Below are 19,589 nucleotides of genomic sequence, written 5' to 3'. Positions count from 1 at the left end.
TACAACTACAAGCATAGACTGTAAGTAACCATTTGTAGGCGCTTTGTATCAGGATTGATAAATGTACCTAAAGCAATAACTAACTTGATAATATTACGCAAACCGACTAAGGCGTATTGAACCCTTTTCGTTGACAGCCCTCAATAAGGAGTTGCATTTTACTGCACAACGCCCTTCATTTCTGAGCTGCCTTTATCAACCTCACCAGGTGCCTTGCACCTATTCAGACTTCTGACCCCTGTAGAATTTTTCGCGGGCGAACGACCTACCGGTAGCGACGTTTAGTAATGACTAACCCAATAGTTCCGATAACTGTGGGGGCCAACCAGGCCATCAGTATCGCTTGTTCACCAAGTAGCTCAACGAACAGGTAACGCCCTCCAACTGCACTAAATGCGGTGTAAGCAGCAATGCCAGATCCAATCATCGCACTGAGATGTTCAACCACCCACTGGTTCTGTTTGACCGTCTGAGCAAACGAGTAACGCATCATCCTGATAACAATAACGAGACTGACAACACTAAATACCGTATACAAAACATGGCCGCTGCGGCTTCCAAGATATCCAACGTAGAGTGCACTGCAGCATAGCGCAATATAGTTGGCTATCATATCCGGTCGCGTCAGCGATTGACGAGATGCCTTATCTTGGAGCACGCGGACACCGTGCATGACCGAAGTTAACACCAGGAAGGACAGCATAAGTAAGAAACTGGCTCGCTCACGGGCTGTCTCGATAAAGAGTCCCTTATTTTGAGCCTGTGAATAGCTCGCCTGATATATCGTAATCGGGTCGAGTAACACCAAAAAACAACACAAGATGCCAGACAATGCGACCAACTGCATACTGTATGTATATGCTCTGCCAGCCTGATTATGAGTCTTTGATCCCTTTTTAGCCAGAATTGGCACCCAAAACAGAATTAACGCACAACTGCCAACAATAATGTGAATAACGAGAGAAAACTGATGAAGATATTGCATGATTTATAGTCCTCAAATTGATGTGCATTCAGACTATGAAAAAGCGATACTTTGTTCATGTCACGAATGTCATGAAAAATCAGTGACATTCGTCATGCTTTTTTTCATGTCAGGATCTGATATAAGTACAGAGTCTCAATACAAAATATGAAGTTATCGTGCAGTCTTACTTTAAATATCAACCGTCTATGCTAATTACGGCACTCGTCACCTGGTGCGCTGTGGCCATTCCAAGCCTGCTAGCCTTGTCTGCTTTGCCAGCCTGGGCCTGGCTGCCACATGTCTTACTGTTGCCTTTCATTCTGTTGGTCACCAATGAATCACAGCACAGTTATGGTTACACAGTCAGGTATTGGCTACTCGCTGTAATGGCTATTTTAATTCATAGTGCTGGCTTCTTATTACCCAGCTCCGTGTACCTGATATACAGTGTGATGTTCATTGCAATCCTGACCTTTTATCTCACACCCACGCTGTCTTACTGCTACATCCTGCTTGCCTGCCTTGCTTATTTGCTTACTCAAACCCTATTTTGGGAGCGCTCCTGGCCTTGGGCAGAAGCTGGGATGTTTGCTTCATTTCACCTTTTTTCCTTCGTAGTTAGCCACAGAATGCGGCAAGAGCGCCTTGCCAAAGAGCAAGCACAGCTCGCCAACAGCCAGCTACTGGCTACACAATCTCTGCTCAGTCAGTCTGTTTCCAGACAGGAGCGGCTCCATTTAGCCAGAGAGCTGCATGATGATGTTGGTCATCAGTTGACCAGCCTAATCGTGAACCTTGACGTTGCCAGACGAACCGCTGAAGAACCACAGAAATCTCAATTACAACAAAGCTATACTCTGGCACGAGAAACATTAGAGAAAATCCGGACTCTGGTCAGTGACAAACGTACTGAACAACCGCTTGACCTGGAAGCCGTGCTAACAGAGCTGATTGGCCATATACCCAGAATTGACGTCTCTTTGCAGTTTCGTACGCACCCACTTTTGCAGAGCTTAAGCCACGCACACTGCATCTTACGAGTCTGCCAGGAAAGCATCACAAATACACTCAAACACAGCAATGCAACACAAATGCGCATTGAATTTAGTGACTCTGACAGCATGCATTGGAGCATGAAAATTGCTGACAATGGGAATGCAACCCAAGCCTGCCAACCTGGTAATGGCTTACTTGGTCTGCAGGAGCGTGTAACTGCGCTGGGCGGCCGGTTCGATTGGCAAAGCACTCGTGAAGGTTTTGAAATACAAGTTCATTTTAGGGAAGTCCAGCAACATGATTAAAGTAAAAGTCCATATCGTCGATGATCAGGCATTAGTAAGGCAGGGTATGCAAGCACTGCTGGGACTATGTGAAGATATCCAGTGCAGTGGTAGTTCGGCAAATGGCCTGGCGTTTATCAACGACTATCAAGCTGGTCAGATTGAAGCTGATGTTGTGCTACTGGACATGCGTATGCCGGAATTGGATGGTCTGGGCGTGCTTGAACAACTGAAGCACACGCAAAACGCCCCCAAGGTACTCATTCTGACAACCTTTGATGACACGACCAAACTCCAGCACGCCCTTGCACTCGGCGCAAACGGCTGCATGTTAAAGGATGCCGAGCTGGAGGAGCTGCACTCAGCCATCCATTCAGTGCACTCAGGCAAACTGGTGATCCAAAGCGCTCTGAGCACCGTGTTCTCTCGCACAGCAACCATTCTTGACGACCTGACAGAGCGAGAAAAGCAAATACTGGTGCTCATTGCACAGGGTCACTCTAACAAAGAAATCGCTGCCCAACTTTTCAAAGCCGAAGGCACGATCCGCAACCATGTGTCCAATTTACTCAGCAAGCTGCAGGTCAGAGATAGGACCCAGGCCACGCTCAAAGCCGTCGAGCTGGGTCTGGTGCAGCAAAGTGGATAACGTCAGCGTAACAAACTGTGAGACATAACCTACACAGTTAGTGAGAAAAATAGGTTAAACCTGTAATTTTTTCATTTTGGGGACAATTGGCTTGCAAGATTAGACCTCAAGCTCTAGAGTACAGCATGACTCTACTATTGCAACGGACGCATTATGACGTATTTATTAAGATGGATCGCGAGTATCGCATTGTTCACTCTGGCAGTGCTCACACTCACAAAAGGACAATGGGTAAATTCCGGCCTGCTCGCCACTTTAGGATTGCTGACCTTTCCACGACGCAATCAAACACATACTAATATCAACGCAGGTTATGGGCGCCAGTTATATCATAAGCATCTGGTCGCAGAATCTAATGAACGCTCTACACCAACGCTTTACTTAATCGTTTGTGTGTCACTTATTCTGATAGTTGTATTGTATCGGCTACTGGCAAATTCACCGGCATGAGGCCTGCCCGCAGACAGGCCCCATTAACCATGGTTAAGGTTTACGGGTGTCTAGTCAAGTAAGTGAGTGCCATTATGGAACTCCAGTACCAAATTGTCACCTTCACCACAGACGCCACCTTGGTCGTATCGACATACCTCTAGCGAATCCCGGGTTGAATGCGTGATTTCCAGAGTGTGTGTGCCCTGAGGTGTTTCAAGCTGTAACTTACCGTCCACAACTGAGAATTTCCCCTCTACATTGGAGGGCGTCCCCTTTGAATACATATATTCCCAGGCGCCGGTTGCTGAGGGCATCATTGCAAAAAAGTAGGGAGTCGAATCACTCTCCGATTTGAATGTCATAGTCGTCATACCCAGCCAGCTATAGTCAAAAGCGGATACGCGCTGATGTGGTTTAACTTCGAACTTTGCAACCGTTTTACCCATAAAGAAATGTGGACCACCTTCGACTAGCTCTGAGTCAGTCTGTATCGAGACATACATAGCTTCTTCGTCTCGTGCCAGGAGTTTTAGTGTGAAAGTGCATGACACATAACATGTGTCGTCCGGGCACACAGGCACAGTGCCCAGCACAGGATGGACTATTTTCTGCCGCTCTATTTCGCCTGCCTGAGTGAATGTCCAGGTTGCCGCCTGAAAGGCAATATTTGGGATATATACATGATCGTCATAATAGTCATAGCGAACAGTACCATTCAACCAGGTGCCTACCGCATTCTCATAACTAAACCGCGTACCTTGATCTTGGAGCATCAGCCCAGTGCGGACCATTGGCGCTGTATCAGTTTGGCTTTTTACATGCATAACAACACGTAACCCAATATCCGCCAATGTCTCTGCGATCCTGAATGAAAGCTTCCTTTTCAGGCCATCCTGCCGATATTTCAGCACTAACTGATTGCCCTTTATACGCCACTTAAAACGGCTCAAGCGCTTGTCGTGATGCACCATTTGACCAGTTCCGTCGACGAAGAAGCGCGCGTCAACAGCACCAAACGCTGGAATATTAAACGCATTGTAAAAGGCATAATCTACGGCCGGAAGTGACCAGGTTCCCTGTGTCAGATCAACCTGCCATTCATTCATTTCGTGCTCTGGCAACAAAGTCCCGACAAAACCTCGTTCCGCAGTATCCACAACGTCCATTGTATCTGTGCGAACTACCCGTGTATGCTGGACATACTCGACACCCTTACGTGTTTGTGCTGGATGAATACTCCATTGATAAACTTCAGCACGAAATACCACTCCCTGCTCAGTGTACTCCCCCAGAGTTTCGGGAGATAGTAACCTTATCTGAAGCCCATCAGAGGTTTTGTACCATTCAATCGGGCTTACGATATTACCTTCATATTGACCCACTTCGTGCTTGTTTAAGACTAAACGCACCACCGGTTCAACGAGTCCGTCACCAGTAAGAAAAAACTTTCCCTTCTTAATTTGGTGTAACTCGGACAAACTCATTGCCATCCCGTTGAAGGCAACAGCCACTACCATACATCCCAGCAGCGGGAGTATTGTTCTAACTATATTCATTCTCTGACTCCTTGATTATATTTTTATATAACGACAACAATGCTTGTTGCTTTGCCACTGTGACAGAGCTACAAACATTGTTCAATAATCAGACTACCTAAGTAATAGAGAAAGCGAAAATACGGTACTTTAAGGACCAATATAGCGACGGTTGTGCTCGGCCAGTGCGCGGCGTACTTTGTTAATAATTTCACTGTCGGTGTTTGGATGAAAAGCCATACAGGCTCTTTCTCCTGATCTGTCGCGTACCTCCAGCGCAGAGGTGACCACCTCATATGGCTGGTCAATCAACCGTAAGGCCTCATAGATTGTAAACTCAGTGGTCATCAAAAAATCGACCCGCCCTGCCAGCAGTTTTTTGGCAAGTGAGCTGGGGTCAGCTGATAAATCCAAATTCACTCCCCCTTTAAACCCTCTGGCAATCAGATATTCGTGTGTCACACTGCCTCTTACCATGGCGGTAATATAGCGTTTGGCATCGTCTAAAGAGTTGAGCTGTATATCATTACGAGAAGTTAATCTAAACAGATGCTCTTTGACAGGTCTTAACAAGGGACATGCCCACTCAAATCTTGCTTCGCGCTCAGGGGTGCGAAAAATTGAATAGATCATGGTGTTAGGCTGAGTTTGTGCTATTTTCATCGCTCTGGTCCAGGGAAATAGCAATATTTCATACCTGATCCCGGTGGCATCAAGCACTTCGCGCACTTTCTGAGTGGCCCGTCCGTCTACTTCTCCCTGCGGGTTGATAAAGTTATAAGGTACCCACTGCTCTGTAACAACATGAAGCTGAATATCAGGTTCTGAGTCCGGCACAAGCACAGGGCGTGGTTCAAGACTTGCGAAGGCCAAGTGACTGAAAGACACTATGGATGCCAGTAAGGTGAAAAATACTCCCCGAAATACTGTGCAATTCGTCATGCAATCTACTTAACCTCAATACCCGCTGTCTCGACCAGATTTTGCGCAAACATGCCAACCATCTTTGCAATTTCTAAGCCTCTCATGCACCATGCTAGACCAAACTCTCAAACAGATCACTGCTATGATTAAAAATATCCTTCTTTTCGTCTCTTTGATGTATTGCTGGACACTTTCAGCAAACACTTCATCCCCGACAACCACTCTGACTGAACAGCAGCAAGAACAAGCATTACAACAGCTGAAAGAGCCCATGTACCGACCGTTGATGGAACGCTATGTTCTTGATGAATTAAAATCCTTACGGCAGGATCAGCAAAAATTACGTGAAGATGTCACCTTACAGCTTACTCACAAACAGCTGGATGCAGCTGACCGAGCACTAACCTATACCACCGACACCATTAACAACGTGCTGTTTATTATTACCGCCACCGCATCACTGTTGGTCCTGGCCGGTTGGAATTCTTTACGTGATATCAAAAATAAAGTAGAAGAAACGGTCAATGACCGGGTAGGTGATATCACGGCAGAGTATGAACAAAGATTAGGCACTTTAGAAGAAAAACTCAAAGAGCGCTCAGAAGAGATACTAAATAACCAGCGGAAAATCACCATTACCAATGAAATCCACTCACTATGGATGCGAGCTAATCTTGAAAGTGATATGCAGGGTAAGATTGAAATGTACGACGAAATTCTCAAACGCCATCCGGATGACGTTGAGGCGCTGGTGTACAAAGCCGATGCACTGCTGGAGCTGGAACAAACGGGCCCTGCGATCAACTTGTGTAATCAGGCACTGGAAATAGACAGTGACTATGGCTACGCCTACTGGCAACGTGCCTGTGCTTACGCCATGCTGGAACAACAGGCAGATGCCATAGCAGACATTAAAATGGCCCTGGCTTACTCACCAAACCTGAAAAACGAACTAACACACGAGCCGTCATTTAAGGTGCTGGAAAGTAACCCAAGCTTTAAGGAGCTGGTAGAGCACTGGTAAGTCTGTCTAGCACATAGTCAACACTTGCTCAGCGCATCAAAGGTACCTATTCTGGTAGTCAGAAGGTGCGCTGAGAGACTGGGACTAACGAAAAAACACGACCTTTTTAATCTTACCGTCTTCAATCTGATAGCTGGTCACAAATTCAGAACGCTTATCCACAACGCCAGCTTCTTTACTACAGATTTCAGATGTTTCATGGTCAATAACAATGGAGCCATGCGTGACCCGCTTTATGGATGTTGCTTTAAGGCAGTGCATTTTCTTAAACATCAGCCCGTAGCGCTCAATCAGTTTTTCTTTTCCCGTAAACATCAGCGTTTGCGGATACATATAAAACTCGACATCTTCCGCATACAGTTCAAGAAACAAACGTATGTTTTGTGCGTTATATGCCTGTATAAGTTTGTCTACGACCGCCTCGGCAGCAAGTTCCTGCTCTGTCTTTGCCAACTGGTAATCACTAGCCTGATCATCCAGCGCGGGGTTGGCGCTTCCCATAACTGAGTAAATAAGTAAGATCAGGGCGCATAGGTATTTCATAAATTACCTTTTGATGGGACAAGTTGCCCAGCAAGATAGCAAATTCGGCCAATAGAATACAGGTTCTGGGCCAGCTGGGCGCAACATTCACAGAGCTAGGTGTCAATATCGCGATACATGATTACCAGCTTACCAATACTGTTCTACCGTGATGTGCCCGGGTTTTGCACGGCGATTGCGTGTAAAGCCTAAGCTCTGTAACAATGTCGCTGTATCTTTCACCATATCTGGATTACCGCACAACATAAACTGACTGTCCTCGGGTATCTGGTCAAACCCACAATGGTGACACAACTCTCCACTCTCCAGTAAGTTTGTAACTCGTCCGGTCAACATGTTCTCGACTGGCTCGCGGCTAACTAAAGGCACATATTTAAATTGCTTAAATATTTTTTCAGTATCCAGCAGCATATCCTGATAACACAAGTCCTGTGCATAACGTACGCCGTTAACCAGCACGACTTTATCAAACCGCTTCCAGAGCTTGCCATCCCCAATCATAGACAAAAACGGACCAATCGCAGTACCGGTGCTTAGCATCCACAACACACTGGCGTCGGGCACCTCATCCAGCGTGAAAAACCCACTCGGCTTTCCTGCTACCAGAATATCATCACCAATGTCCAAAGCGGCTAACGGAGAGGATAACTGACCGTCCGGGACTTCAATCAAAAAGAATTCAAGCAGCGGGTCCTGAGGTGCATTGACGAAAGAATAGGCACGAGATACTTTTTTGTCCTCAACGGGTAATGCCAGTTTAGTAAACTGCCCTGCACAAAAAGGGTCTATGTCAGCCGCTACCTTGATACTAAACAGGCTGGGTGTCCACCACAGCTTTTCGACCACTTTACCATTTACCCAGTTCGCCATATGTGCTCCCGTTCATTTTGTTATGTCAGCCTCTTAAATCTGGCATAAAGTGGGGTAAAAACAAATTTTTAAGTTAAAACCGTCAAAACGCTATGTCTTTACATCGACGCACACCAGTGTCTGGCAAGCGCGCCTGATAAAGGTAAATCGTGACTTCTTTTTAAAATACGTTGCGCCACCCCCTGATTCAGGCCGTAGCGCGACGACAGCAATGCGACAAATTCGAGGTAATCAGCTGCAATAGCCTCTGTTTGCTGCAACTTTTGCTGCTGCATCTTACTCAGGTTTTTAACAGAACTATATGACCGAAAAGTGTCCAGCCACTGAATAAAGCGCAATCCATGGTCTGAGATTAGATCAGGTTCAAACGTACTCAACGGACGTAATTGATCATAGGTACTTAGATCATGAGTGGCCAGCGCCACAACCAGCATATTGGCAACCACAGCCTGGGCATTACGATTGTCTTTCATTGCAAGATAATGGTCGCGCGCTTGCTGATAAGCATGTTTTGCCTCGTTATATCGGTTTATCTGCAACGCCGTATTCCCCTTGGCAACATGTAATCCAGCCAGAATTACACTTGGTAAATACCCTTCTTCTATGCCTTCTAACAAGCGAAAACCAATCGCGGGCTGTCCTGCATTACGATGAACTATCGCAATGTTAATTTTAATCAGCGCTCTGGCATCATGGGTATGAGCATAGGTTAAGGCACAACGATAATGCGCCAGCGCATCATCAGTTTGACCTGCCTTACGATATGCAACACCAATGTTATTAATGATGTTGAGCTCTTTTCCTTCCACATCAGAAGCCAGTTTCTCGGACTGAAGTGACTGCACTACCTCCTCCACTATGGGCCAGTTTTGCAGTCGAATGGCAGCCATCAGAACATAGCGATATAACAGTGCCGTTTCAGAGCAAATTTCTCGTTGCAGGCTTTCTTTGTGGTTTTGGTAGGTTTGTATTGCTTGATGCGGCTGGTTATAGGCCTGTATTTTAAGCGGTTCAATGGGTATAGCACATGTTGTAGGTATGGAAGTGGCCATCCCCCAAGCCAATAACATCATCGAAAAAGCCATTCTATCTGGACCTGATATTAGATACATTACCCTGAGTTTATAGCAGAGATATTAGAGCAACAAATTTCAGGCAAAAAAAAGCCGCACCAAGTGCGGCTTTTTGGGTGTGATTCGCGTTGTTTTAGGCGTGTCTCCAAAACTCTGCGATTACGTTACCAAGGAACAGGGAGGCCCTGTTAAAGGACCAAATTCTTTAAATTGATTCTAGTGCAATTTTAACCATTTCATTGAACGTGCTTTGACGCTCTTCAGGCGGCGTTGCTTCACCAGTGATCACGTGGTCACTTACTGTGAATAATGCCATTGCCTTTGCACCGTACTCAGCTGCAACGCCATACAGACCCGCCGTTTCCATATCAACAGCCAGCACGCCCAACTTATCAAGCTCAGGGTAAAAGCTGCTGTCAGCCTGATAGAAAGTGTCTGTGGTGTATACATTACCCACTTTCGCTTCAATACCAAGGCGACGTGCTGCGTTAACACCGTTCTCAAGCAGGCCAAAGTCAGCTAGCGCTGCAAAATCATAACCACGCACACGAGCGCGGTTTACGTTTGAATCTGTACTGGCACCTTGTGCGAAGATCACATCACGGATTTTTGTATCCTGATTGATACCACCACATGTACCGATACGAATTAGGTTTTTAACACCAAAGCTGACAATCAGCTCGCGAGCGTATATAGACATGGATGGAATACCCATACCTGAGCCCATAATACTAACTGGCTTACCATTGTATGTGCCGGTAAAACCAAACATGTTGCGTACGTCCGTTACCTGACGTGCGTCTTGCAAAAAGTTTTCAGCAATGTACTTGGCACGCAGTGGGTCCCCTGGCATTAGCACCGTTTCTGCAAAATCACCTGGGTTAGCATTAATATGCGGAGTACTCATAACATGTTTCCTTTAAATCAAGCCTTAGCGAGTTTGGCTGCAAAGCCGTCACCATAATCACAAGCAGATAAGTTAAACCATTGAGCCAGTGTCTGGCCCATATCTGCGAAGCTGTTTCTTTCACCTAACGGAGTATTGTTCATTCCGTTGCGATACGCCAATACTGGCACATATTCGCGGGTGTGGTCTGTGCCCGGTGCGGTCGGATCACAACCGTGATCCGCCGTAATAAGCAGCAGATCATCGTCTTTTAACTGGTCGAGTATAGTCGGTAAATAGGCATCAAATTGTGCCAGCGCTTCTGCATATCCAACCGCATTGCGGCGGTGACCGAACTTTTCGTCAAAATCCACCAAATTGGTGAAGATCAGGCTATGGTCAGGTGCACTGTCGATGACTTCGCTGGTTTTTTCCAGCAGATTCATCAACCCAGGTGCTTTATGCTTTTGCGTAATGCCCTGATGTGCATAGATATCAGCGATTTTACCTATACTAATTACTTCACCACCATCATTCGCCAGCTTATCTAACACTGTTGGCGACGGTGGCAACACTGAGTAATCGCGACGATTACCAGTACGAATAAAGTCGGCACTCGAAGTGCCTATAAATGGCCGCGCAATCACTCGTCCTATATTCATTTCATCAAGCAGTGCCCGTGCGATTTCACATACCTGATAAAGTTTGTCAAGGCCGAATGACTGCTCATGTGCGGCTATTTGAAACACACTGTCAACTGAGGTATAGCAAATAGGCATGCCAGTTTTGACGTGCTCTTCACCCAGTTGCTCTAATATAGTTGTACCTGATGCATAGCAGTTGCCCAAAATACCTGGGATTTCTGCACGCTTGCACAACTCATCAATAAACTCTTGCGGGAAACAAGGCTGTGTATTTGGGAAATACCCCCACTCAAATAACACAGGTACGCCTGCCATTTCCCAGTGTCCAGACGGTGTGTCTTTACCGCTGGATAATTCTTTTGCGTAGCCCCAGGCAGCTTGTGGCTCTATGCGCTCGGCGACTTCACACGTTTCTTTGCCTGCAGCTTCACATGCGGCAATCAAACCTAACTTACTTAAATTAGGTAAAGATAAGGCTTCGCCTTTCTCTTTTTTATAAGCTGCTAACAGATGAGCTAAGGTATTGGCACCAGCATCTCCAAATTTATCGGCATCAGGTGCAGCCCCTATTCCTAAGCTGTCTGCCATTAATATGATTGCTCTTGCCATAATCTACCTCTTATCTGTTTATTCTGACGCGCTGCGATTTTGTTTTTTTATCATCGATTCTCGTCAGAGGGTGTTACTTTATTTGTAGCCAAAATTAACGTACAGGACATAAGTCCGCTGTCATAAAAGCATAACAAAAAACCATTTGTACCTATATTAATTAAATCTCATCACTAATTGGACCAGCGGACATAAGTCCTGTTTTGTTATAACCAAAACAATTAAATTTGATCCTTAAGCGAGGCAAAAGAGATTAATCGTGTCTTTTTTGCTATTGTGATCTTCCAACATTAACAACTGCTGGGTGTGAACTTTAGTGACACGAACAATTATAGCCATCGCCGGCGCATCTGCGTCCGGTAAGTCTCTTTTTAGTCAAACTATTTATAACGAATTAGTAAACGAACTTGAATCGGGTGCAATCGCCGTTATAGAAGAAGACGCCTATTATAAAGATCAATCGCATTTGCCGTTTGAACACAGAACTCAAACGAACTATGACCATCCGGATGCGTTTGAACATGCGTTAATGAAAGAGCATCTGACGCAACTGCGTCAAGGTAAGTCTGTACAAGTACCGACTTATGACTATGCTCAACATACACGCAGTAGTGAGACACGCACGGTAAACCCGGCAAAGATTTTAGTCGTTGAAGGGATCTTACTGTTAAGCGATCCAGCATTAATCGAAGAATTTGATATCAAGGTTTTTATTGATACGCCGCTTGATATCTGTCTGCTGCGAAGAATGCAACGAGACATAGAAACTCGCGGTAGAAGTATCTCTTCGGTGGTTGAGCAATATCAGGCAACGGTAAGACCTATGTTTTACCAGTTTATTGAGCCTTCAAAGCACAATGCCGACTTGGTCGTTACCCGTGGCGGTATGAATCGCGTTGCGATTGATATTATTAAAAGTAAAATAAAATATTTACTGCAAGAATAATACGGGAACAATCTGGCATGACAACAATAATGAGCTTAGTCGGCATGTTAATGCTACTAGCCATCGCCTACGCAGCTTCCACCAAGCGTAGTGCCATTAATTATCGAACCGTGGGTATCGCATTTATCATGCAAATACTCATTGGTGGCTTTGTACTTTTCGTAGAAGCCGGTAAAAACGCGCTTGCGGCCATGTCGAAGGCGGTTTCATCTGTCATCGGTTACGCCAATGACGGGATCAGTTTTCTGTTTGGCCCGTTAGCGGGAGCAGACAACATAGGGTTTATTTTTGCGATCCAGGTATTGCCTGTAATCGTATTCTTCTCCGCCTTGGTGGGTGTGTTATACCACATCGGCATTATGGAGTGGATCATCAAAATCTTAGGGGGTGGTCTACAAAAGCTGCTGAAGACGTCCAGACCAGAATCTTTGTCGGCAACGGCAAATATTTTTGTGGGACAAACCGAAGCACCTTTAATTGTAAAACCTTTTATCCCTAAGATGACCCAGTCAGAGCTTTTTGCCGTCATGGTAGGTGGTCTGGCAACGGTAGCAGGGTCAGTCATGGCTGGCTATGTAGCTATCGGGGTTGAACTTAAATATCTGATCGCGGCCAGCTTTATGGCGGCGCCAGGTGGTTTCCTGATGGCCAAGATGATTGTGCCGGAAACCGAAAAGCCGAAAGAAAACCTGGCAGAGGTTGATAGCGGCGACGACAAACCGGTTAATGTGATCGATGCGGCAGCAGCTGGCGCGTCAAGCGGTATGCATCTGGCACTGAATGTCGGTGCAATGCTACTGGCCTTTGTTGCTTTGATTGCACTCTTAAACGGTTTATTAGGCGGTATTGGTGGTTTCTTTGACCATCCGACACTGACATTACAAGAGATTTTAGGCTATGTATTTGCTCCGGTTGCCTGGATGTTAGGCGTACCTTGGGCAGAAGCCACTCAGGCGGGCAGCTTTATCGGCCAGAAACTGGTTGTGAATGAGTTCGTTGCTTACCTGGACTTTATGAATTATCGCGACACGTTAAGTGAGCACACACAAGCGATTGTCACATTCGCGTTATGTGGATTTGCTAACTTGTCATCGATAGCCATCTTACTAGGCGGACTGGGCGGTATGGCGCCAAGTCGACGAAAGGATATCGCACGCTTAGGGCTCAGGGCGGTTTTAGCAGGGTCTATGGCTAACCTAATGAGCGCAGCAATTGCAGGGTTTTTCCTCTCGCTAGCTTAGAAACTTAATGAGATAAGCCTCAGTTGCAAAACAATTGGTTGGTTGCTTTAAGGGGTTAGAGTAACCAAACTAACTTGAACGATACTTCACCAAAGGGCCTTTATGGCCCTTTTATCGTTTCTGAAGCACTATTCTTCACCATCCGATAGGTTTCCTGTGCATGCAGGTACAGCCCTTTCACAATACGATAAAACCCCCAGATAAGCAGCAATGGCATTAAGATCAGGTCAAACAGGTTCACCGCCAGTGTACTCACCAGGTAGTGTGACAACGCATTTTGCTGATATCTGACATGCTTAGGCGATACTTTCTCCAGCTCATGGATACTCGACTCTGCTTTATCTTTTAGTGACGCTTTGTTTTGCCCGTGCGTGACATCCTGATGATATTGCAGTAATGCTGTGCGACCCGTAGTTTTGTAACTGGCACTGACGGAGTGACTAATGGCCCCACTAATATGAATAGCATAAGGCAGCATCAGGTGGAGTAAAACAAAAGTGAGCAGTAAGCCTTCACACACCCGCTTAAGCACCGCACACATAACGAGGGGCAAACCAAATAGTTCAGCACACAGCCATATAGTCGAGCCGCTCAAAGTGACCACCAATAACGGCATAACGATGACATGGGCCGCTTCACTGAGTAAGGATAGGATCTCCACGGCAACCAGTGACGCAAGGTTCAGGTTGATGCCTTGTTGCAGATAGTGTGTAACCGTCGCAATCATATTGCCAACATCCACTTTAAACTCGGCAATAAACGACACTCCAACCTGACTGCTTTCGACGACTTTAAGCAGACCATTGATCTCGGCCAGATAAAACAAATCGTCTAATGCCTGCACCTCCACATGATGCAGATACGCCTGATTGCTGAGGTATAACGCATCCGGACGGTGCTGCCAGTCATGGTAGTGAAGCATGACCAAAGTTAAAAAGCTCACCACAACCAGCAGTAAAAGAGCCCGCATTATTGTGTGCTCATGTTGCCAAAGCTGTTTTGCAAAGTTCATGATTTTGCTCCCTTACTTGAGCACTTCATTGCAGCAAGCCCTGATTCACCGGCTATCACCACATCAATATCAACCTGAGTCTGCACCCCGGCAACTCGTGCAGAATCTGAATATTGCCACAGCCACCAGGCATGCGCCTGCTCTGGCACACTGGGACTGTCGGCGTAATCGGCTAACCAAAAAGGCTGGTTGGCAAATTGATCCGATAAATTCTGTTGCCAATAATCTCCATAACTATAGAGGATAGTCTGACACCCGATACGCTGCTCAACGGCCGCAATGAATTTGGCAACTCCGCTGCTGATCTGCTGTGAAGATCGATTACTGGTGATCTCCACATCCAACATAGGCATCAATGTCAGTTCAAGCCCCTGCACGGTCGTCACAAAGTTGTCTACCTGCTTAATGGGATCATCATCTGGTTCAAAGAAATGGTACGCCCCGACCTTCAGGCCTGCCGCCTGAGCGCCTTTGAAATGTGAATAGAACTCCGGGTCCCGATAAGTAATGCCATCAGTCGCCTTGATATAAACAAACTGCACTCCGGCTTGTGCCACCTGCTGCCAATCGACAACCCCCTGATAATGTGACACATCGATCCCCAACACGGCCTTGGTATCTGGGTTACTGAGATAGTGCTGCAAGTTTTTTGGAAACAGGACCGGACTGGGTTTGTCTGTCTGTGGCGCTGGCGGCATAAACCCAGGCCGAAAAAAATAGAAAAAGCAGGCAATGACCGTGAAAAACACAAACACCATAGGTGAGTCGTGTTCAAGGGTTTTGCTGGAGAGCATTGTGTATCCTTATTCTTAAAATTGTGCTACCACGCGGTTAGCATCTAGTTTAGTCAAAGGAAACAAATTTGTCTGATGAGAAGTCGGAAAAAATTCGAGCACCGAACAGGCTGGATAGGATCTCCAGCCCATTTGTACTGATGTGATTACTTATTGTTTAAGCTGTGCTTTTGCTTGCTCAACTTTATCATAATCAAGACCAAGCTCCTGTACTGCTTCTTTTATCAGTGCTGGATTTTGCATCACAAGCGCCATCAACTGCTGAAGTTTGTCAGCAGGAATGTTCAACTGCTGAACAACGGCCATGGCCATTAGCGGGTTTTCGGTCAATGCCTGAAATACTTCATTGATTTTTTCGTCACTGATGTTGTGCTCTTTGAGCAAGGCAATAATTGGATTCATGTGTTTTATCCTATTTTAATCTTGTGTTAGTTCGTTACGGCACAATACGGCGCCATAAAATCCGTCAAACTCTGAGTTTATTCCCGGCAGCAAACTCAGTTCCTGTTGTAGAATCCAGTCAGGATTTGCATCCAAAAACTGAGCGACTTGCTGTTGATTTTCAACCGGCAATACTGAACAGGTTGCATACACCAGCTTGCCACCTGGGCGGCACATTTGACTGTATCTTTGCAGCAGATCAGCTTGTAGCGCAATAAGCTCATCAACACTCGGCTCCGTCAGGTGCCATTTACTGTCTGGGTTGCGTCGCAAAACACCCGTTCCTGAGCAAGGCACATCAAGTAAAACCCGGTCAAATTTATCTTTAAGACGTTTAATGGTCTTATTATTTTTAATAAGCCGCGTCTCTATCATATGACAACCGGCACGCTTGGCCCGCTTTTTCAGATTATCAAGCTTGTGCTGATGAATATCCATAGACAATAAACGGCCTTTGTTTTTCATCAAGGCTGCCAGGTGCAGGCTCTTTCCTCCCGCTCCGGCACAGGCATCAACAACCTTCATGCCTGGCGCAACATCTAATAGAGGGGCAATCTGTTGAGACCCCGCATCCTGCATTTCGCATTCACCCGACTGAAACGCGCTGGATTTAAACAGCTTATCGACTGCCTGAATAGTCAGTGCATCCGGCAATTCTGGAGAAACTAACTCACAGGAGATTTGGTCCTGCTCTAACTTACTGACCAGGGCGCCTGCCGAGGTTTTTAAGGTGTTAGCCCTGAGGTAATAAGCCGTTGGGCGGTTTAAAGCTTCAGCTACAACAGGCCACTGCTGTCCAAGTTGAGAACCTCCCAGTGTATCCAGCCAATCAGGATAACTAAGCCGGATCGCCTGCGGTGCATTCTGAAATCGCTCTTGCAGGTCAGCCTTTGACAAGTCGCGCATTTCTGGCCAGTCAGGGATGTGCTCATCATTGAGCAGCTGATACGCCTGCCAGATGGGCCAAAACTCCTGCTCACTAACGTTACTAAGGTATGCCAGCTTGCGTACAAAACGCACTAAATCATACAGGGTCGTTACAAAATAGCCTTTGTCTTCACGACGCCAATGCGGATTATCATGTATATGGTGCTGAATGACTTTATCGGCATATAAAGATTGCTGGAAAATACTGTTAAATGCGGTGTGTAAAGTACTGATAAGTTGACGATCAACGGTCACGCGGTGTTCTCTGCCTGCAAATACTGAAGGGGAATTGTAGCGCTTTTATCGAGCTCAGACCATATGTGGTTTACTGCCAGACAGTGCCATATTTAAAGGACCTATGTCTTTTCAAAAATCTCCTCAGCAAAATTACGTATTCGCTCTCACTGAAACAATTTGACAACATATCGAATATCATGCCAAATTAGTTGTACCTACAGCAGGAAAGTCGTAGGTTACTTATAATATGAATAATTAAGGAAATAAGTCATGAAATTACAAGTAAAAAAAACCAAGCTAAAGGCGTTATCTCAGTCTCAGCAGTTAAACCTGGCACAAACGCCTAACGTTGCAGGCGGCAACATCGAACCTGATAGCAGCTACCCAAGCTACCGAAATTGCCCGCCACCAACCGACACAGACACCATTGCGACAAGCCCGGGCCCTGGTCAGTATTGCGTAGTCACGGGTCCGTGCACTGACTTCAACTAATCACCGGACAATGCAACTTCTGCCAAAGAGGTTGCATTTCCAGAGTCTTGCAGAGTATCCCCGCCAGCAAAGTGAGCGCCTATTACCTTTCCTAACCTACTCAGTGAACAGTGTATCAGCACCTGAGCAAGCTACTTCTAGCATGCTCTAGGATCCCTGCAACGAGTTTTAATACCAATTTGCTTAATTAAGTGTTCTGTTTTGAGGCGAGAAAATATCGTCGATAACCAGGCAAAAATTTGTGAACTCATACCTTAGGTAAAGGTTCTAAATGAGAAATTTTTAACGCCGTTAGCGGCATATTTGCTCCTTTAAATTGAACAGGTATTAAGTGAAATTGGTATAAGTCCTAACTGATTCAAACGACACGAGAGGCGGCGTTTATTGGTATTTCTCATACGCTGCCTTCATTTACATCTGAAAACAAATCAGCCAGCTTTGAATACAAATAAAACCTTTTGTCCACAATACAAGAACATCCATATCTGTTAGAATGCTATTTAGCTTTAATGTGCACGGAAATAACTATTATAAATTGGAGAAAAGATGAAGTTTAAAGGACTTTTTTTAGCTGTCAGTACTGCAATTACGCTCTCTGCTTGCGGTGGATCATCCGGCGATAAGGCAGTTGTGGGTAATGAACAACAAACAAAAGCCAATGCCTCAAAACCGGATCAAGGCAATTCAACCACAGCGTTTTCAGTGACAACTACGCTCATCAACGACTGTAGCGCAATTCCTAACCCCACAGTTGCCGATGTCATTTTCCATAATGCCAGTGGCCAGGTTCTTGCCAGTGCTAAAACAGGTGCAGACGGCAAACTCGCGCAAACGCTACCTGAGAACACACATCATGTCTCTTTAGTTGCCAAGAGTACAGATGGCCAGACACTGCACACTCAGCTCTATACCTTACTGGATGTAACCAACACAGATTACGGCATAATCGAGTTTGATCAAAAGCCAAGCTGTGACTGCCCTAGGAAAAATGTGGACCTCAGTGCCCTTTCTGCCAGTCAGCCAGACTACTATATTAGCGGCTTTATCGGAGACGAGATCTCGTTGCAAAACCCAAATCCAGCTACGGCCTATTTATGTACCGATAGTAAGAATGCAATCCTGCATATCAGCAATGAAGACTACAGTGATGTACGTGGCGGCCTGTTTAATCTGGAAGGAGACGGGCTACTTGAATTGACCGATGACGCCTTTGATAGCCAAGGTGTGAGGGTAAACATAGCCGCTTTACCCTTCGCGAACACAGATTATCCCAATTCTCGCGTATTTCTGAGCTCATTTGATGATAAAGAAGAGCTCAGCGCTCAGTTCACCCTGGGCTCAAACCAGCGAAATAAGTTTATCTTCCCGGACCTTGCCACCATCAGCTATGCTTACAACTCAGTTACTGAGCATACTTATTTGCCGGGCTTTGATATGTACACCTCATCAGCGACCGTAAACACCATTGCTGATGACGGCCAGCCTGGTAGCACGGCGCCTTTGCTATTCAATAGCGCTTTTCAAAATGCGTTCGAGCAATTTGCACAGTCCATGGCGGACCAATACAGCGGGAATCTGTTCGATTATGATTTTTCGGGCGTGGATTCGCGAGTTAACATGGTTGCCATTACATTGCTATGGGAAGACACTGTCAATGGTAAAGTCCGATGGGAAGTCATGAGTAAACCTCAGGCGACCATTCCCGATTTCGAATTTGGTACCAGTGTGAATACCAATATCACCTCAGTTGAGGGGATTGAGATAAACCTGGATGTCGCTGCCCTGAATTTTTCGGGTGAATTTGAGGCTCTCAGGCGGGAGTTTCAAAAAGGGAATGCTGGTAACGTATACACAGATACATCGCTCTTAAAAGGTGCAGCCGTTTACAGTTTTGAAATCGAAGTATCTGAATAATTGTCTAACTGCACCAAAATATATGACATTTCCCGACACCAACAGGGTTGCTGATTAAATGAACACGACACACTAATGACGGGATAAAGACGGCCAGATCGCACAACGACTGGCCGTTTTCTTTTATGTGCTCCAGCCGCGTTTAGCAA

General features: G+C 45.9%; 20 protein-coding genes. 8 read left to right on the top strand and 12 right to left on the bottom strand.

The window, feature by feature from the left end; translation table 11 throughout:
* Positions 1-265: 265 nt before the first annotated feature.
* On the bottom strand, positions 266-985 hold the full coding sequence (locus ACXAH1_RS09065) for a hypothetical protein (protein ID WP_475196161.1): 720 nt from the start codon (positions 983-985) through the stop codon (positions 266-268).
* Between the two features lie 158 nt (positions 986-1,143).
* On the opposite strand from ACXAH1_RS09065, the gene ACXAH1_RS09060 reads away from it, so the two are divergent.
* From ACXAH1_RS09060 to ACXAH1_RS09050, 3 genes are all read left to right on the top strand, one after another.
* The gene (locus ACXAH1_RS09060; protein ID WP_475196160.1) at positions 1,144-2,268 is read left to right on the top strand and encodes a sensor histidine kinase; all 1,125 of its coding nucleotides are present in this window, start codon (positions 1,144-1,146) and stop codon (positions 2,266-2,268) included.
* Positions 2,261-2,896: a response regulator gene (locus ACXAH1_RS09055; RefSeq protein WP_475196159.1), complete on the top strand. Its 636-nt coding sequence runs from the start codon at positions 2,261-2,263 to the stop codon at positions 2,894-2,896. Before ACXAH1_RS09060 ends, ACXAH1_RS09055 begins: the two co-directional genes overlap by 8 nt.
* Before the next feature lie 153 nt (positions 2,897-3,049).
* Positions 3,050-3,346: a hypothetical protein gene (locus ACXAH1_RS09050; protein ID WP_475196158.1), complete on the top strand. Its 297-nt coding sequence runs from the start codon at positions 3,050-3,052 to the stop codon at positions 3,344-3,346.
* A gap of 50 nt (positions 3,347-3,396) precedes the next feature.
* Here ACXAH1_RS09050 and ACXAH1_RS09045 read toward each other — a convergent pair whose 3' ends face one another.
* A complete protein-coding gene (locus tag ACXAH1_RS09045) occupies positions 3,397-4,884 on the bottom strand; it encodes a hypothetical protein (RefSeq protein WP_475196156.1) in 1,488 nt (495 codons plus the stop codon).
* 129 nt (positions 4,885-5,013) lie between these two features.
* The gene (locus tag ACXAH1_RS09040; RefSeq protein WP_475196154.1) at positions 5,014-5,805 is read right to left on the bottom strand and encodes a substrate-binding periplasmic protein; all 792 of its coding nucleotides are present in this window, start codon (positions 5,803-5,805) and stop codon (positions 5,014-5,016) included.
* A 157-nt stretch (positions 5,806-5,962) separates the two neighbouring features.
* Between ACXAH1_RS09040 and ACXAH1_RS09035 the strand changes: the two genes are divergently transcribed.
* Positions 5,963-6,811 (top strand): tetratricopeptide repeat protein, encoded by an 849-nt coding sequence (locus tag ACXAH1_RS09035; RefSeq protein WP_171045399.1) that lies wholly within the window; start codon positions 5,963-5,965, stop codon positions 6,809-6,811.
* 84 nt (positions 6,812-6,895) lie between these two features.
* Here ACXAH1_RS09035 and ACXAH1_RS09030 read toward each other — a convergent pair whose 3' ends face one another.
* The 5 genes from ACXAH1_RS09030 to ACXAH1_RS09010 all read right to left on the bottom strand — a co-directional run bounded on the left by ACXAH1_RS09030 (position 6,896) and on the right by ACXAH1_RS09010 (position 11,436).
* The gene (locus ACXAH1_RS09030) at positions 6,896-7,354 is read right to left on the bottom strand and encodes a nuclear transport factor 2 family protein (protein ID WP_253050205.1); all 459 of its coding nucleotides are present in this window, start codon (positions 7,352-7,354) and stop codon (positions 6,896-6,898) included.
* Between the two features lie 129 nt (positions 7,355-7,483).
* Entirely contained in the window at positions 7,484-8,224 is a 741-nt protein-coding gene (locus ACXAH1_RS09025) for a ferredoxin--NADP reductase (RefSeq protein WP_475196152.1), read from the bottom strand.
* Positions 8,225-8,322: 98 nt separating this feature from the next.
* The gene (locus ACXAH1_RS09020; protein WP_475196150.1) at positions 8,323-9,309 is read right to left on the bottom strand and encodes a hypothetical protein; all 987 of its coding nucleotides are present in this window, start codon (positions 9,307-9,309) and stop codon (positions 8,323-8,325) included.
* 193 nt (positions 9,310-9,502) lie between these two features.
* Positions 9,503-10,204: a purine-nucleoside phosphorylase gene (gene deoD / locus ACXAH1_RS09015; RefSeq protein ID WP_054013530.1), complete on the bottom strand. Its 702-nt coding sequence runs from the start codon at positions 10,202-10,204 to the stop codon at positions 9,503-9,505.
* Positions 10,205-10,221: 17 nt separating this feature from the next.
* A complete protein-coding gene (locus ACXAH1_RS09010; RefSeq protein WP_054013531.1) occupies positions 10,222-11,436 on the bottom strand; it encodes a phosphopentomutase in 1,215 nt (404 codons plus the stop codon).
* A 316-nt stretch (positions 11,437-11,752) separates the two neighbouring features.
* On the opposite strand from ACXAH1_RS09010, the gene udk reads away from it, so the two are divergent.
* Both udk and ACXAH1_RS09000 read left to right on the top strand, forming a co-directional pair.
* Positions 11,753-12,382: a uridine kinase gene (udk, locus tag ACXAH1_RS09005; protein WP_049865267.1), complete on the top strand. Its 630-nt coding sequence runs from the start codon at positions 11,753-11,755 to the stop codon at positions 12,380-12,382.
* Between the two features lie 17 nt (positions 12,383-12,399).
* Positions 12,400-13,623, top strand: coding sequence for a NupC/NupG family nucleoside CNT transporter (locus ACXAH1_RS09000; RefSeq protein WP_054013532.1), 1,224 nt, complete (start codon positions 12,400-12,402; stop codon positions 13,621-13,623).
* A gap of 100 nt (positions 13,624-13,723) precedes the next feature.
* On the opposite strand, the gene ACXAH1_RS08995 is transcribed toward ACXAH1_RS09000, so the two are convergent.
* The 4 genes from ACXAH1_RS08995 to ACXAH1_RS08980 form a co-directional block, all read right to left on the bottom strand.
* Entirely contained in the window at positions 13,724-14,635 is a 912-nt protein-coding gene (locus tag ACXAH1_RS08995) for a hypothetical protein (RefSeq protein ID WP_475196140.1), read from the bottom strand.
* Positions 14,632-15,429 (bottom strand): glycoside hydrolase family 25 protein, encoded by a 798-nt coding sequence (locus tag ACXAH1_RS08990; RefSeq protein WP_475196138.1) that lies wholly within the window; start codon positions 15,427-15,429, stop codon positions 14,632-14,634. Before ACXAH1_RS08990 ends, ACXAH1_RS08995 begins: the two co-directional genes overlap by 4 nt.
* 150 nt (positions 15,430-15,579) lie before the next feature.
* Positions 15,580-15,831 carry a DUF2999 family protein gene (locus ACXAH1_RS08985; protein WP_046004601.1) on the bottom strand — a complete coding sequence of 84 codons (252 nt, stop codon included), beginning with the start codon at positions 15,829-15,831 and terminating at the stop codon, positions 15,580-15,582.
* A gap of 15 nt (positions 15,832-15,846) precedes the next feature.
* Positions 15,847-17,052 (bottom strand): RsmB/NOP family class I SAM-dependent RNA methyltransferase, encoded by a 1,206-nt coding sequence (locus ACXAH1_RS08980; protein WP_475196135.1) that lies wholly within the window; start codon positions 17,050-17,052, stop codon positions 15,847-15,849.
* A gap of 252 nt (positions 17,053-17,304) precedes the next feature.
* Here ACXAH1_RS08980 and ACXAH1_RS08975 point away from each other — a divergent pair, with 252 nt between their 5' ends.
* Entirely contained in the window at positions 17,305-17,526 is a 222-nt protein-coding gene (locus tag ACXAH1_RS08975; protein WP_138545906.1) for a hypothetical protein, read from the top strand.
* Between the two features lie 546 nt (positions 17,527-18,072).
* On the top strand, positions 18,073-19,440 hold the full coding sequence (locus ACXAH1_RS08970) for a hypothetical protein (RefSeq protein ID WP_475196133.1): 1,368 nt from the start codon (positions 18,073-18,075) through the stop codon (positions 19,438-19,440).
* The last annotated feature ends 149 nt before the right edge of the window (positions 19,441-19,589 follow it).

This window comes from Pseudoalteromonas sp. AWH4_217 (assembly GCF_056161105.1).
The sequence above is the reverse complement of the archived record's forward strand: the minus strand, read 5'-3'. Positions and strand labels throughout refer to the sequence as shown.